Origin of the sequence: Streptomyces sp. NPDC085481 (assembly GCF_044541845.1) — a bacterium.
In the GTDB taxonomy this organism is placed as follows: domain Bacteria; phylum Actinomycetota; class Actinomycetes; order Streptomycetales; family Streptomycetaceae; genus Streptomyces.
Window position 1 is genome coordinate 124,180 of record NZ_JBITTJ010000012.1, and the last position, 14,869, is coordinate 139,048.

Consider the following 14,869-nt stretch of genomic DNA (forward strand, 5'->3'; position numbering starts at 1 on the left):
CCTTGAGGAGAGTCTGTCCGTGGACACCATGCGTGATCGTTTCATCGCCACCACCACCCGCCTGCTCGACGAGGATCCCCGGCTCGCGCTCGTGCTCGCCGAGATCAGCAAGGACGGCTTCCAGCCGGCCCTCGGGCGCCACCCCGACCGGGTGATCAACGTCGGCATCCGCGAGCAGCTGCTCATCGGGGCGGGCGGCGGGCTGGCTCTCACCGGGATGCGGCCGGTCATGCACACCTTCGCCAGTTTCCTGGTCGAGCGGCCCTTCGAGCAGCTGAAGCTGGACTTCGGGCACCAGGGCGTGAGCGGCGTCCTGGTCAGCGCCGGAGGCTCGTACGACTGGCCCGCCGGGGGGTTCACCCACATGTCGCCCGGCGACGTCGCACTGCTCGACACCCTGGACGGCTGGACCGTCCACGTGCCGGGGCACCCGGACGAGGCGGAGGCGCTGCTGCGGCAGGCGGTCGCGAGTGACGAGTCGGCGTACGTGCGCCTGTCGGTGCATGCCAACGCCGCGCCGCACCCGCTCGCCCGGAGCGGCTTCACCGTGCTGCGCGAGGGCTCCCGCGGGGTCGTCGTCGCGGTCGGGCCCATGCTGGACAACGTGCTGGCAGCGACCGAGGGACTGGACGTCACGGTCCTGTACGCGACGACCGTCCGCCCCTTCGACGGTCAGGCCCTGCGCCGGGCGGTGGCAGGCGCGCGGCCGGAGGTCGTCCTGGTGGAGCCGTATCTCGCCGGGACCTCGACGGGCGCGGCCAACGACGCCCTGGCCGAGGTGCCGCACCGGGTCCTGGGGCTCGGGATCGGGCGGCGCGAGCTGCGCCGCTACGGGTCGATCGACGAGCACCTGGCCGGTCAGGGGCTCGACCCGGCAGCCCTGCGGGGGCGGATCGGCGCCTTCCTCGGGTGATGCCGATCACCGGCGTTCGGCACCTGCCCCCGGGATGACGCGGGCCGGCCCGCTCCTCAGGCGGTCCGGCCCCGAGGCGTCACTCCCCCGGCCGCCCCAGCTCCGGGTGCTCCCCGAGGAGCTTGCGGGGTGCCGCCTGGCGCCAGGAGTCGGCCAGGATCGCCCGGAGCTCGTCCTCGTCGTCCAGGGCGCCGAGCCGGACGCGGATCCATGCGTAGCCGTCGTCGTGGCCCTCGCGCAGGAAGAACTTCTCCGGTTCGGCGGCGATCAGCCCGTCCCGGTCCTCTTTCGGACACTTGACGCCCATCACCTGATCGTCGTCGTCCAGGGAGGCGAACACCCGGCCGCCCTGTCCGGCGCGGAAGGTGGGCATGCCCCACGCGAGCTTCTCGAACGCCCCGGGCAGCGAGAGGGCGATCCTGCGCACGTCGTCGGAAGTGGCCATGCACCGACCGTACGACCTCCCGGCCGCCGGCGGGCACCGGCCGGCACGCGCGCCCGCGCACGCTCCGCCCCGCACACCCCTCACGCTCAGTGACACGCCCCCGCGCCCCGTGACGCCTCCATGCGCTCCCTACGGGCCCCGGACCGGTGCCCGACAGGCCCTCCCAGGCGGGTTCCACCGCCCGGACAGCCGGTGCCGCCGGTCCGCCCGGGCCCGGGGGATGGTTCCGGAATGCCGTCTCTCGGATGATGAAGTGACGTATGAGGCGATCCGACCCGCCACACCGCCATATGCCCGCGAATCCGTTGCCTTTGGCATGTGGCAGAAAGATGCCCCCGGGGAATGCCCTTCGGATCGGACTGAGCAGGCCAAGACCATGTGAAACACAGTCATAAACAAACGTCAACCGTTCCGGTTTCGGACAAACTTTGTGGCGATATTGATCCGCCTCAGAAAGATCAACACCATGAAGTGGTCGGCCTGTTCGGGACGGGACCACTGCCGATGCACCACCTGTTCGGCTCATCGGACGAGCAGGCGTTTCGCAGGGGAGGACTCGAATGGACGGCTACTTCAGCAGCCGACTGCATCATCAACTCCGGGAGACGGTACGCGACTTCGCAGAGCGTGAGGTTCGGCCACGGATACCGGAGATGGAGGAGACCCGCTCAGTCCACCATGAACTGTCCCGACTGATCGCGGAACAGGGCTGGTTGGGAGCGACTATCGGCCACGAGTACGGCGGGATGGGCGCCGGACACCTGGCCAAGACCATCATCATCGAGGAGCTGTCGCGGGTCAGCGGCGCGATGGGCGCCATGGTCCAGGCCTCGCAGCTCGGCACCGCCAAGATCGTGCACTTCGGCAGCGACGAGCAGCGCAAGACCTGGCTCCCGGCCATCGCCGCCGGCGAGTGCCTGCCGACCATCGCGGTCACCGAGCCCGAGTCGGGCGGCCATGTCCTCGGCATGTCCGCCAGCGCGGTACGGGACGGGGACGACTACATCCTCAACGGCAACAAGGTGTACGTCGGCAACAGCCATGTAGGCGACCTCCATGGCGTCGTGGTCAGGACCGGTCCCGGCTCGAAGGGCCTGACCGCCTTCCTGGTCGAATCCGATCGCCCTGGGTTCAGGATCGGTCCGGAACAGCCGTCCATGGGTCTGCACGGCTTCAGCTTCGGCGAGCTCATCTTCGAGAACTGCCGGGTGCCGGCCGCGAACCGGCTCGGCGACGAGGGCGACGGGCTCGCCGTCGCGTACTCCTCCAGCGTGCTCTACGGCCGGGCCAACCTCACGGCCGTCTCCCTCGGCATCCACCAGGCCATCCTGGAGGAGACCACCCGGTTCGCCGCCGAGCGCATCCGCTACGGCAAGCCGCTCGCCGACCTCCCCACCGTCAAGCTGAAGTTGGGCCAGATGCAGTCCCGGCTGATGACGGCCCGGCTCGCCGCGTACCACGCCGTCCATCTGCTCGACCAGGGCATGTCCTGCGACACCGAGCTGATGAACGCCAAGCTGGTCAACGTCGAATCCGCCATCGACTCCGGACGCAACGCCATGGAGATCCATGCCGCCGCGGGCCTCTTCACCAACCGCCCCATCGAGCGGTACCTCCGCGACGCGCACCACATGTTCGCCCCGGCCGGCACCTCCGACATCCAGCTCCTCCGCCTGGCCGAGGTCGCCCTCGGGCAGGACAAGGGCAGTTGGTCGGAACGCCTGTCGGACCTCGTACGCCTCGAACCGGCCGGCTGCTGACGACGCGGCGGCTGACACCACGTCGTACGAAGAACCGTGCCCCGGAGTCCGGCAAAGGAGCCGAACACCGGGGCACCCGCACGAGCGGACACGTGCACGAGCCGACACGTGGGCGAGCCGTCACGTGGGCAAGTCGTCACCGGGCGAGCCGTCACGCACCTCCGTCAGAACATGCCGTCCTCGCGCCGGTGGATCTGCTCCACCAGCTCGGCGGCCATGGCCTTGATCGTCTCCAGGCCCGCCCGCCCCCAGGGCCGTACGTCCGTGTCGACCACGCAGATCGTGCCCAGCGCGATGCCCGTACGGTCGATCAGCGGGGCGCCCATGTACGAGCGGATGCCGATCTCGTCCACCACCGGGTTGCCCGCGAACCGCGGGTAGTCGCAGACGTCCTCCAGGACCAGCGCCTTGCGGCGCACCACCACGTGCGGGCAGTAGCCGTGGTCGCGGTCCATGTAGCGGCCCACACCCCCGGTGCTGGCGGCCGCGGCACCGAGGTCGCTGCCCGAGTGCGTACCGCCCGGAGTGTGCAGGCCCGCGAAGAACTGGCGGTTCTCGTCGATGAAGTTGACCATCGAGAAGGGGGCGCCGGTCACGTCCGCGAGCCGGCGGGCGAACTCGTCGAAGGCCGCGTCGGGCTTCTCGCCGAGCCCCAGCTCGCGCAGACGGCGGACCCGGGCGGGCGCCTCCTGGTCGACGGGGGTGAGCAGCAGGTGACCGGTCGGGTCGAAAGTCATGGCGTGGCTCCGTAGCTCGGCACGGCGGCCGGGATGTTGGTGAGCAGATGCTGGACGAGGGTCAGCAGGGTGCGGATGCCGGAGCTGGAGATCCGGGCGTCGCACAGCATGACCGGCACCGTCGGCTTGAGGTCGAGGGCCGCCCGTACCTCGTCGGGCTCGTAGCGGTAGGCGCCGTCGAACTCGTTGACCGCCACCACGAACCGGATTCCCCGCCGCTCGAAGAAGTCGACGGCGGAGAAACATTCCTGCAGGCGGCGGGTGTCGGCGAGGACGACCGCTCCGAGCGCGCCCTCGGAGAGCTCGTCCCACATGAACCAGAAGCGCTCCTGGCCCGGGGTGCCGAACAGGTACAGCACGTTGCGGTCGTCGAGGGTGATGCGGCCGAAGTCCATGGCGACGGTGGTCGTGGTCTTGGACTCCACGCCCTCCAGGCTGTCGGTGGCCGCGCTGACCGAGGTCAGCAGCTCTTCGGTGCTCAGCGGTTCGATCTCGCTGACCGCGCCCACGAAGGTGGTCTTGCCCACCCCGAAGCCACCCGCCACCAGGATCTTCAGCGCGGTGGGAAACGGGTCGGCGGCGAGGGTTTCGTGGCGCTCAGAGCCGTTGTCGTAGGCCATCGAGCACTGCCTCCAGCAAGGAACGGTCGGTTGGGTTGGCGTGGAAGCGGGGCGCTCGGGCGGTGAGCGCCCCGCAGTCCACGAGGTCGGACAGCAGGACCTTGGTGACGACGGCCGGGAGCCGTAAGTGCGCCGCGATCTCCGCCACCGAGGTGGGTCCGTCGCACAGCCCGAGGGCCAGGCTGTGCTCGGGACCCAGGTGCGGCTGCGGGGCGGTGCCGGTGGCCATCACCATCGAGAGCAGGTCGAGCGCCGCGGTGGGCTTGGTCCGGCCACCGCTGACGGTGTACGGGCGGATCAGCCGGCCTGCCGCGTCGTCGAGCCAGGGTCCTTCCTGGTGGGACCCCATACTCACTGTCCCGCACTGCCCGCCGCGCCGGCGCCCTGTCTGGCCGGGGTGACCAGATACGGCCGGACGCTCTTGACGAGCATGGCCATCTCGTAGCCGAGGACGGCGGCGTCCGCCTCGCGGCCCGCCAGGACCGCGAGACAGGTGCCGGATCCGGCCGTCGAGACGAACAGCAGGGTGGAGTCCAGCTCGACCACCACCTGGCGCACCTCGCCGCCGTCGCCGAACCGCGCACCGGCGCTGCGGCCGAGCGAGTAGAGCCCGGAGGCCAGCGCGGCCATGTGGTCGGCGGCGTCGGGATCGAGGCCGTGCACGGACTTGACGAGGCCGTCGGAGGAGAGCAGTACGGCGTTGCGGGTGTAGGGGACCCGCTGGACCAGACCGCTCAGCAGCCAGTCGAGATCCGAGGAATGGCCGGTCGGCACATTGCTCGCCATGGTGCATCTACTCCTTGTGCGCGTCGCCGGGACGCAGCGGTTCACGGGGGGCGGGTTGGGATTCTGCGAGTCCGATGCCGCGCTGGAAGGCGGCCATCAGGCCCGGGTCGTGCAGGGCGTGCTCCTCGGGCTTGCGGGCCGTGGGCTCGTCGCGCAGCTGCGGGACGAGGTGTTCCTGGGCGCGGCGCTTGGGGAGGACGGGCCTGCCCGGTGCTCCGGTGCGCGGGGCCGGGGGGGCCTCGGGCGCCGAGGCGGGGAAGGCGCTGCCGAGCCGGGGGGCCTCGGCGTGGGTGGGCTGCGGGGGGACGCCGCCGGGCACGCCGGGTGCGGCGGGGGCCGAGTCGGCGGCGTAGAGCGGAGTCGTCGGAGCGGGCGGTGGTACGGGGGCGGGGGCGGGGGCCTGACCGTGGGCGTGGGTCTGAGTGTGTGCGTGGGTCTGGCCGTGCGCCTGGGTGTGAGTTTGGGCGTGGGCCTGTGTCCGGGACTGAGCCTGCATCGGTACGGGGGCCGGCGCGGGTACGGGCACGGGCGCGGGCCCGGCGGGCGCCGCTTGCGCGCCTGCCGGGACGGCCTGCCCCGGGGGGGCGGCCTGGACCTGCGGGGCGGCCTGGGCCGCCTTTGCCGCCTGGGCGGCCGGCTGGCTCTCGTTGCGGGCCAGCCCCTCGGGGTCGGCGCCGAGGAGGCCCTGCGGCAGGACGAGGACGGCCTGGACTCCGCCGTAGATGTTCGACTGGAGCCGTACGGCGATGCCGTGGCGCCGGGCCAGGGCCGAGACCACGAAGAGGCCGATGCGGCCGTCCTGGAGCAGATGCGCGACGTTGACCTGATCGGGATCGGCGAGCAGGGCGTTCATCTTGTTCTGCTCGGTGACGGGCATGCCGAGGCCGCGGTCCTCGACCTCGATGGCGAGGCCGGCCGTGACGTACTGGGCACGCAGCAGCACCGTCGTGTGCGGGGCGGAGAACAGCGTCGCGTTCTCGACCAGTTCGGCGAGCAGGTGGATGACGTCCGCCACGGCATGGCCCCGCAGCGTACCGTCGATGGGGGGGACCAGCTTCACGCGCGGGTACTGCTCGACCTCGGCGATGGAGGAGCGCAGCACCTCGGTCATGGTGACCGGATTCGACCACTGGCGGCGGGAGATGGCGCCGCCGAGGACGGCGAGGTTCTCCGCGTGCCGGCGGATGCGGGTGGCGAGGTGGTCGACGTGGAACAAGCCCTTGAGCAGCTCGGGGTCCTCGACCTCGTTCTCCAGCTCGTCGAGGAGCTGGATCTCGCGGTGGACGAGGGACTGGAGCCGGCGGGCGAGGTTGACGAAGACCTCGACCTTCTGTTCGTTTCCGACGCTGCTGGAGAGCCGGGAGGCCTGCACCACGGCGGCCACGGCGGCCTCGTGAGAGCGGGTCAGCTCCTGGGCCAGCAGGTCGAACTCGTCGCCGGAGCCGTTGCCGGACGGTGCTGCGGGGCGGGTCGGGGGGGCCTCACCACGGCGCAACTGTTCGACGACCGCCCGCAGTTCGCTCTGCGCCCGGGCGCTGGAGCGGCGCAGGGTGGTGCAACGGTCGAGGACCGCCTTGGCGGCCCGGTCGGCGCCGAGCGCGGCGGCGGTCACCGAGGCGACCGTGAGCGCGGCGGCGCCGGTGAGCGCGGCCCACAGGCCGGGGGTGGGGCTGGCACCGGTGGAGCGGATCGTGAACAGCACGGCGGCCGCGCCGCCGAGTGCCACGGCAACGGCAGGAAGAACGGAGGTACGCAGGAGTTGGGGGCGTATGCGCGCCTCGGTCGGAAGCGGCGCGGGGGACTGAGCGGAGCCGGCGCCGGCCGTTCCGGCGGAGGTACGGGCGCCTGACCGGCCGTGCCGCCCGCCCTCGCGGCGTTCTGACCGCGCGGCGGGTGCGCGAAGTTGAGACATGAGTGTCCTTGGTACGTGCCCAGGAGTCGGCGTACTACGGGGGTTCACTACGGGGGAGGTGTTCTGCGTGAGTGCGAGGAGCCTACCGATGATCACCAAGCACCCACTGTAGTCGTCAACCGTTCATGTGCGGTGCGCAGTTGGCAAACTTACCCGCAAGGCGTCCCTCTCTGGTATCGCCCTTCGCACGACAGGCCGAGACCTGTCGGCCGAAACCCGCCGAAGCGGGTTCGGCGGCGGGAACGGAAGAGGGCGGAGGCGTGTGTACGCCTCCGCCCTCCACGGGATTCGTCCGCCGCCGGTGTCCGTCCGGAATCCGACGCCGGGGTACGGACTAAGGGGTGTGCGCGGCCTCCGGCGCGCTCCTGCCGGTGCCCGTGCGCCGCTCGTCGGACACGTCCGCGACCTCCGAGTTCGCGTTCGCGTTCGCGTCGGTTTCGCGGCCGCGGCCGCCCTGGCCGTCCGTACCGTCCGTACCGCCCGGGGCGTCCCAGCCACCTGCGGGTACGTGGGCGACGGCGCGCCACCACGGGGTGTCGGGCAGCTGTGCGGCACCGGGCTCGAAGGGCTCGCCGGGGCGGGGCAGCGCGACGCGCTGGTCCGCGTCCGCGGCGGCGGCGACGGTTCCCTCGCCGGGCTCGGCCCAGGGGTGCGGGGCGAGGTTGAAGGTTCCCCAGTGGATGGGGAGCATGACGCCGTGCGGGCCACCGCCCTGGAGGTCGAGATGGGCGCGCATGCCCTCGGCGGGGGTCATGTGGATGTCGGGCAACAACCCCTCGTTCTGTACACGCCGTGCTCGGCGTCCAGCCGTGTGGTTATGGGTCTAGATCCACATGCTTTGCACGCGCGTACCCAGCCGTCAACCGATGTGGATCTCGACAAATAGGCACGCGCCGTGATGCCTGGAATACGGAAATGAAGGAGGAAGTGCCCCAGAACCATCGATTGCAACCCCGATGGTTAGGATTGGCCAGTGCATGACGTTGAGTGGTCCCCTGCTGAGCTGCGGGAACTGGAGGACCTGAAGCAGAGGGAATCCCTGCTCCCGCCAGACGCCCCAAGGGCCCTGCTCTCGATTCGCCTGTCCGCTTTGACCGAGGAGACGACCTCCCCGGTCCGACAGGAATTGGATCTTCGCCGTTTCGCCGTGAACCGAGGTTGTCGCGTCGTGGGGGTGGCCCGGGACCTCAACGTCTCAGCGACGAAGGTCCCGCCGTGGAAGCGCCCCGAGCTCGGCGACTGGATCAACAACCGAGCGCCTGAGTTCGATCAGATTCTCTTCTGGAAGCTCGACCGGTTCGTACGCCGAATCTCCGACCTGCACCTCATGATCGAGTGGTGCAGGGAGTACGACAAGGTGCTCGCGGCCGACAAGGATCCGATCGACCTCGACAGCGCGTACGGCGAAATGATGGTCACGATGATCGCCGGCATGGCACGCATCGAGGCCGCGAATACCGGCGTGCGCTTGGAGTCCCTGTGGAAGTACGCGCGGACCACCGACCGGTGGGTGATCGGCAAGCCGACCTACGGCTACACGACAGAGGACGGCCCCGACGGGCGCAGGCTGGTCGTGCACCCGTTCCGCAAGCGGGTGCTCCGGTGGATCTACGCCATGCTCCTGCGCGGCCGGTCCATGTACAAGATCACGCAGATCGTGAACCGAGCAGGCGTTCCCGCACCCAACGGCGGGAAGTGGTACGCGAGGAATCTGACAGCGATCTTGACGAACCCCGCGCTCAAGGGCGTGCGGGTGATTCGGCCACCCAAGGCGAAGAGCAAGGACATCTCACGCATCGTTTACGGAGCAGACGGTCAGCCGATCAGGCTCGCCCCTCCGATCTTCACCGATGAAGAGTTCGACGCCATCCAGGACAGGCTGAATCAGAACGCCAAGCACGGGCGTAAGTCCTCCAAGGGGAAGAAGCTGTCGCTGTTCCTCGGCGTAATCAAGTGCGGCACGTGCGACGCCAACATGTACAAGCACATATCGACGAAGAAGCGCAGGGACGGCACGGTCAAGCTGTATCCGAAGCTGCGGTGCTCGTCCTACACCAGGGAGCCGTGCGGAGCCCCGGTCTTCGACCCCGACGAGATGTACGGAGCCCTCGCTGACACGGTCCTTGACCAGCTCGGCGACTTCGAGGTCATCCACCGCGAGTACGCCCGGGGGGCGGAGAACCTGGCCCGTGTCACGGAGCTCCAGGCATCGATCAAGCACTATATGGACGGCCTCGCCCCCGGTGGCGTGTTCGCAGTCGGGGGATTCATCCAGGAGCAGTCGGAGGAAGCACTCCAGAAGCTCGGCGCCGAACTGAAGATGATCGATCCGGAGAGCACAAGGGACCGCTGGACGTACAAGTCCATGGGGGTCACCTACCGCCAGCACTGGGCCACCCTGGGGACGGAACAGATGGAGAAGGACCTTCTGCGGGCCGGCATCACATTCGTGGTCCACCGGGAGTACTGCGACCTCCTCATACCCGACGACGTGAAAAGCCGTCTGGTCGTGAAGGACGACTACTTCAAGAAGAAGCTGTAACGCCAAGAGCCCCACCGCACTCACGATGCGGCGGGGCTCTTTTCAGCGTTCTGTCACTGCAACGAGCTTTCGCTCGCCGGTCTTGCTCACCTCATAGACGAACACCTTCAAGTCGTTCTCCAGGTTCATGCAATTCGTTCGGCCACCACTCTGAGGCGGCGGCCATGGCCAATCCTGGCTGTGCTTGCTCCGCCTTCAAGCACAGCCAGGTACGACCATCAATGCTCACCACGATCGCCGGTTTGGCTAAGACGTTGTCTCATTTGGCGGATTGGGTAGCCTGTCGGCCGTGGTGGGGATTGTTGAGCGGCTGGTGCCGGATGAGTTGTGGGTGTTGTTCCAGCGGGTCGTGCCGGAGGCGCCGTCGCGGCCTCAGGGTGGCGGCCGGCGTCGGCATGGGGACCGGGAGGTGCTCGCCGCGATCGTGTTCGTCGCCACCTCGGGCTGTACCTGGCAGCAGCTACCTGCGGCATCGTTCGGGCCGTCGGGGGCGACAGCCCACAGGCGGTTCACTGAGTGGACGAAGGCGCGGGTGTGGGCGAAGCTCCACCGCCTGGTCCTCGACGAGCTTGGTGCCCGCGGCGAGCTGGACTGGTCTCGCTGTGCGATCGACTCGGTGAACATGCGGGCCCTGAAAAGGGGGACCTGACGGGTCCGAATCCTGTCGACAGGGGCAAGTACGGATCGAAGATCCACTTGATCACCGAACGGACCGGTCTGCCCCTGCCCGTCGGAATCTCAGGGGCGAACCTCCACGACAGTCAGGCCCTCGAACCCCTCGTCCGCGGCATCCCACCCATCCGTTCACGTCGCGGACGCCGACGGCGCAAGCCCGCCAAGCTCCATGCAGACAAGGGCTACGACTACACCCACCTGCGGAAATGGTTACGCCAGCGCGGCATCACACACCGCATCGCCCGCAGAGGTATCGAGTCCTCGCAGCGGCTCGGACGCCACCGCTGGACCATCGAACGCACCATGGCCTGGCTCGCCGGCTGCCGCCGACTTCACCGCCACTACGAACGCAAGGCCGAACACTTCCTCGCCTTCACCAGCATCGCCTGCACCCTCATCTGCTACCGCAGACTCGCCAAATGAGATGGCCTCTAAGAGCGCGGCCCGGCCGGCGCCATCTCGGCGGTAACGCGCGCAGACCACAAGCGACTCCCCATCCCGCCAGGGCTCCAGACAGCCGAGAACAAGCACCAGCTCACGAGTGGGCCCGAGCGACCTGCCCCGTCCTTCGCCGGCACCACCGGAACGCCTGCCGCTCCGGATCCATACCGCGCCCCCATCCGAAAGGAGCGTCTCCTGCATCCACTCCACCGTTCCGCCTTCGACATCGCCTTCCGCCTCCCCGGCACCTGGAAGACGATCCGCCACTGGTACCCGCGTCCCGGTGACCAGGCCGTCGACCTCTGCCTGATCTGGACGCCCCTCGAAGCACGGCCGCCCGTGGCCGGCCGCGTTCACGCAGCCACCCTGTTGCGCGACGACGGTCTGGGGCTCTACCTCACCGAACACCACCGGGATCGGATCATGGTCTGCCCCGTCATCCCCGCCGGCCTGCACGAGGACGTCACCGACCGCCTCCCCGCGCCGCCGTCCGTCGCCTGCCCCCGCGACCCGGCGCGAGCCGCCTGGCGGATCGCCGACTGCATCCTGCCCCACTACACCGCCGCGGTCACCGACGCCCGCCGGGCCGCCGAGAACCTCGCCGTACGACGCCGCACCGCTCCCGTGCCCCCGCTTCCGCCGTATCGCCCCGAGCAGCCCCGCATCCGCTGATCTCATCCCGCTCCAAGGAATCCCCATTTCCCCCACGCCACAGTTCCGCGCCCTTTCTCTCGGCGCGGGAGTTCAGTCCAGCACACTGCTCGCCCTGTCCGCCGAGGGCGTTCTCCCAAAGGTTGACTACGCGATCTTCGCCGACACTGGATGGGAACCAAAGGCCGTTTATGATCACCTCGACCGCCTCGAACGCGAAATAGCGGAGCCAGCCGGAATTCCCGTCCTCCGGGTCTCCTCCGGGAACATCAGAAATGACGCTTTGAACCCGGATCACCGCTTCGCTTCGATGCCCCTCTACATCCTCAACAAGGACGGTCGACCTGGGATGACCAGGCGCCAGTGCACAGGCGAATATAAGATAAAGCCAATCAAGAAGAAGGTCCGGGAAATCCTCGGATACCCCTACCCGCAGCGCATCCCCAAGGGTGTATTCGTTGAGCAGTGGGTAGGGATTTCCACGGATGAATTCCAGCGCGCCAAGGACGCAGACGTCCAGTACATGCGCAACACCCATCCGTTGATCGACATGAACTGGTCGCGTTCCGACTGCATCCGCTATCTGACATCCCGCGACTTGGCCGACACCCCGAAATCGAGTTGCCTCGGGTGTCCATTTCACGGCAACGCCCAGTGGAGAAACATTCGTGACACGTCCCCCGGCGAGTGGGCGGACGTCGTCGCCTTCGACGCGGCCATCCGGAAGGGGAACGCCCGCGCCAACGCCAGCGGGAGGAGGCTGCTGGGCGAGGCGTTCCTGCACCGCTCGCGGGTCCCGCTCGATCAGGCCCCGATCGACCACGTCACCGCGGCCGAGTGGGCCGCCCGTCAGCAGAACCTCGCCGACACGGACGAGCTGGAGCAGGGCGTCGTGGACGGCTGCTCCCCCTGGGCGTGCCGTGGCGAAGTGGAGGCGGTGCAGGACGACTTCGGACTCACCGCGTGAAGGGCCTGGTCCTGGACCTGTTCGCGGGCCCGGGCGGCTGGAGCCACCCCCTGCACCGACTCGGCGTACGGGACGTCGGGCTGGAGTGGGACGAGTGGGCGTGCCGCACTCGGGCGGCGGCAGGGCTTCTGACGATCCGTACCGACGTCGCGATGTACCCGTGCCGGGTTTTCGCCGGCCGTACGCGCGGGTTCATCGCGTCGCCTCCGTGTCAGGCGTGGTCCATGGCGGGCAAGCGCCTCGGTCTGGTGGACCAGCCGCTGGTGCACCAGGCGGTTGCGGATCTCGCCGCCGGCCTCGACACCCGCGAGAAGCTGCTGGCCGCCTGCCGGGATGAGCGCTCCCTGCTGGCGGCTGAGCCCATGCGCTACCTCCATGCCCTGCACCAGGTGGGCGAGCCGGAGTGGGTCGCGATGGAGGAGGTTCCTGATGTTCTGCCGCTGTGGCGCCAGTACGCGGCGATCCTGCGCGGCTGGGGATTCTCCGTGTGGTGCGGGATCCTGAACGCGGCCGACTACGGCGTCCCGCAGACGCGAAAGCGGGCCATCCTGCTCGCTTCGCGCGTCCGTACGGCAGAGCCACCGCCGCCCACGCACGCCCGGCTCACCGAGCCCGAGTCGCTGTTCGGCCCGGGCCGTGCGCAATGGGTGTCCATGGCCGAGGCGCTCGGCTGGGGTGCGACCGACCGTCCCGTCCCGACCATCTGCGCCGGCGGCGGGCCAGGCGGCGGCCCCGAGCCGTTCCCCTCCGGGGCCCGCAAGGTGCTCTCCGACGCCCGCGACCGGGGCACCTGGACGCCCCTCGCGGGCGAAGTCGTCCTGGCCTCCCGCCGGGAAGGGTCCGGCTGGGCCGCCAGGCACGGCGTACGCGACAACCGCTCCGCCGACGCGCCGGCACCGACCTTCACCTCCGAGGCGCACCGCTGGTCGTGGTCGCTGCGCAGCAACAACCAGACCAACGCCACGGTCCGTGGCCTCGACGAGCCGGCCGGGACGCTGTTCTTCGGGCACCGCGCGAACGAGTGCACCTGGGTGGCCGAGTCGTCGCTGGATGCCCCGCCCGGGGAGGTGGTCGCGCCGCCGGCGCCGATCCGGATCACGGCCGCTGAGGCCGGCGTCCTGCAGAGCTTCCCCGCTGGCTACCCGTGGCAGGGCAACAAGGGCCAGCAGTTCTCTCAGATCGGCAATGCCGTCCCTCCGAGGCTCGCCGCCCACCTCCTCGCCCCTCACATCGAACGCACCTTCAACCCCGACGACTTCACCCTGGCCGCCTAATGCACCGCACCCCCGACCACGACGACGAGGCTCCGTACGAACCGGCAGAGCGCCCGCCGGCGCACTACGCCGAGCAGGCTCTCCTCGGAGCCGGCCTGCTCAGCCCCACCCTCCTCGCGGACCTGACGGGACTCGAACCGGCGGACTTCAACAGCCCCTTCCACACCGCCGTCTTCGCCGCGATGCGCTCCGTTCCCGCCCCGGACGACCAAACGGCCGAGGCCGGCGTGGACTGGCTGAACGCCGTCCTGGCCAAGGCCCAGTCGGAGACACCGGGACTATCGGCCTCGTTCATGCACACCCTGATCTCCGCCTGCCCCCGGCCAAGCCACGCGGCCGCGTACGCGGCGATGATCCGGTCCGAACACGCCCGGCGCACCGTCCGCTTCCACGCCGAGCACCTGGCCCAGGCCGCCGCCGACACCACCGTGCCCGACCGCCCCGGACACGCCCTCGCCGCCGCCGACGCACTCGCCCGGCACCTGGACGAGCTCGCCGGCCGCTTCCCGTCCCACTCCGCACCTCTGCCCCGCACACCCCTGCCACCAGACCCACCGCCGACAGACAGTCAGGAGGCCCTGGAGGGCGAGCGGTGGCTGCTCGCGAGCGCCGTCTCCTGGCCCACGTACGTGAAGGAGATGCGCTGGCTGACTGCCTACGACTTCCTCCACCCTGCCCACGCCGGGCTGTGGCAGTGCGTGACCGCGCTGGCCCACCGCGGGGATCCGGTGGATCCGGTCACCGTGCTGCGGGAGGCCCAGCACCGCGGCGTCCTCGCCGCCGGCGTCACCCCGGCCGACGTGCTCGACCTGCTGTCGGCGCCCGTCGGCTCGCCGGAGTACTGGGGCGAGCGGCTCGTCGAACGGACCCTGCTCGCCCGAGCCCGCCAGGTAGCCGACCGGGTAACCGCCTACGCCGACGACCCGGCCAACAGCGTGCACCAGCTGCTCACCGGCAGCCGCCGGGCACTCGCCGACCTGCACGCCGTCCGTAACCGCTGGCAGCGAGCCACCCGACCCGCGGCCACGACCGCCAAGGCCGAGGCCACGATCGCCTCACGTGCCGGCCCGCGCGGTCTCTCCACCACGCCGCCCGTCCCCGCCCGCGTCGTCCCCGCCCGGCCAACCGCCGGACGGGCCCCATAGC

At 69.9% G+C, this 14,869-nt stretch carries 14 protein-coding genes and 1 pseudogene; 8 read left to right on the forward strand and 7 right to left on the reverse strand.

Going from position 1 to position 14,869, the window contains the following annotated elements; translation table 11 throughout:
• Positions 1–19 precede the first annotated feature (19 nt).
• Positions 20–913: a transketolase family protein gene (locus ACIGEZ_RS24260; protein ID WP_399834410.1), complete on the forward strand. Its 894-nt coding sequence runs from the start codon at positions 20–22 to the stop codon at positions 911–913.
• Between the two features lie 79 nt (positions 914–992).
• Here ACIGEZ_RS24260 and ACIGEZ_RS24265 read toward each other — a convergent pair whose 3' ends face one another.
• Positions 993–1,358: an MmcQ/YjbR family DNA-binding protein gene (locus tag ACIGEZ_RS24265; protein WP_399834412.1), complete on the reverse strand. Its 366-nt coding sequence runs from the start codon at positions 1,356–1,358 to the stop codon at positions 993–995.
• Between the two features lie 560 nt (positions 1,359–1,918).
• Here ACIGEZ_RS24265 and ACIGEZ_RS24270 point away from each other — a divergent pair.
• The gene (locus ACIGEZ_RS24270; RefSeq protein WP_399834414.1) at positions 1,919–3,118 is read left to right on the forward strand and encodes an acyl-CoA dehydrogenase family protein; all 1,200 of its coding nucleotides are present in this window, start codon (positions 1,919–1,921) and stop codon (positions 3,116–3,118) included.
• Positions 3,119–3,282: 164 nt separating this feature from the next.
• On the opposite strand, the gene ACIGEZ_RS24275 is transcribed toward ACIGEZ_RS24270, so the two are convergent.
• The 6 genes and pseudogenes from ACIGEZ_RS24275 to ACIGEZ_RS24300 all read right to left on the reverse strand — a co-directional run.
• The gene (locus ACIGEZ_RS24275; RefSeq protein ID WP_399834416.1) at positions 3,283–3,855 is read right to left on the reverse strand and encodes a GAF domain-containing protein; all 573 of its coding nucleotides are present in this window, start codon (positions 3,853–3,855) and stop codon (positions 3,283–3,285) included.
• On the reverse strand, positions 3,852–4,475 hold the full coding sequence (locus ACIGEZ_RS24280; RefSeq protein WP_399834418.1) for a GTP-binding protein: 624 nt from the start codon (positions 4,473–4,475) through the stop codon (positions 3,852–3,854). Before ACIGEZ_RS24280 ends, ACIGEZ_RS24275 begins: the two co-directional genes overlap by 4 nt.
• Positions 4,453–4,824 carry a DUF742 domain-containing protein gene (locus ACIGEZ_RS24285; RefSeq protein ID WP_399834420.1) on the reverse strand — a complete coding sequence of 124 codons (372 nt, stop codon included), beginning with the start codon at positions 4,822–4,824 and terminating at the stop codon, positions 4,453–4,455. Before ACIGEZ_RS24285 ends, ACIGEZ_RS24280 begins: the two co-directional genes overlap by 23 nt.
• A gap of 2 nt (positions 4,825–4,826) precedes the next feature.
• On the reverse strand, positions 4,827–5,261 hold the full coding sequence (locus ACIGEZ_RS24290; RefSeq protein ID WP_399834422.1) for a roadblock/LC7 domain-containing protein: 435 nt from the start codon (positions 5,259–5,261) through the stop codon (positions 4,827–4,829).
• A 7-nt stretch (positions 5,262–5,268) separates the two neighbouring features.
• A complete protein-coding gene (locus tag ACIGEZ_RS24295) occupies positions 5,269–7,173 on the reverse strand; it encodes a sensor histidine kinase (protein WP_399834424.1) in 1,905 nt (634 codons plus the stop codon).
• A gap of 334 nt (positions 7,174–7,507) precedes the next feature.
• Positions 7,508–7,939, reverse strand: a pseudogene (locus ACIGEZ_RS24300) (MBL fold metallo-hydrolase); the annotation flags it as partial.
• 207 nt (positions 7,940–8,146) lie between these two features.
• Here ACIGEZ_RS24300 and ACIGEZ_RS24305 point away from each other — a divergent pair.
• From ACIGEZ_RS24305 to ACIGEZ_RS24330, 6 genes are all read left to right on the forward strand, one after another.
• Positions 8,147–9,715 carry a recombinase family protein gene (locus ACIGEZ_RS24305; protein WP_399834426.1) on the forward strand — a complete coding sequence of 523 codons (1,569 nt, stop codon included), beginning with the start codon at positions 8,147–8,149 and terminating at the stop codon, positions 9,713–9,715.
• Positions 9,716–10,013: 298 nt separating this feature from the next.
• Positions 10,014–10,813, forward strand: a protein-coding gene (locus ACIGEZ_RS24310) for an IS5 family transposase (RefSeq protein WP_399834683.1) whose coding sequence is annotated in 2 segments (ribosomal slippage) — positions 10,014–10,353 and positions 10,353–10,813 — 801 coding nt in all. Because the reading frame shifts where the segments join, the coding sequence is not laid out codon by codon here.
• 357 nt (positions 10,814–11,170) lie between these two features.
• Positions 11,171–11,503, forward strand: coding sequence for a hypothetical protein (locus tag ACIGEZ_RS24315; protein WP_399834428.1), 333 nt, complete (start codon positions 11,171–11,173; stop codon positions 11,501–11,503).
• 85 nt (positions 11,504–11,588) lie between these two features.
• Positions 11,589–12,449 carry a hypothetical protein gene (locus tag ACIGEZ_RS24320; protein WP_399834685.1) on the forward strand — a complete coding sequence of 287 codons (861 nt, stop codon included), beginning with the start codon at positions 11,589–11,591 and terminating at the stop codon, positions 12,447–12,449.
• A 5-nt stretch (positions 12,450–12,454) separates the two neighbouring features.
• A complete protein-coding gene (locus ACIGEZ_RS24325) occupies positions 12,455–13,723 on the forward strand; it encodes a DNA cytosine methyltransferase (RefSeq protein ID WP_399834687.1) in 1,269 nt (422 codons plus the stop codon).
• Positions 13,723–14,868 (forward strand): DnaB-like helicase N-terminal domain-containing protein, encoded by a 1,146-nt coding sequence (locus tag ACIGEZ_RS24330; protein WP_399834430.1) that lies wholly within the window; start codon positions 13,723–13,725, stop codon positions 14,866–14,868. The genes ACIGEZ_RS24325 and ACIGEZ_RS24330 overlap by 1 nt, the downstream gene beginning before the upstream one ends.
• Position 14,869: the final 1 nt, after the last annotated feature.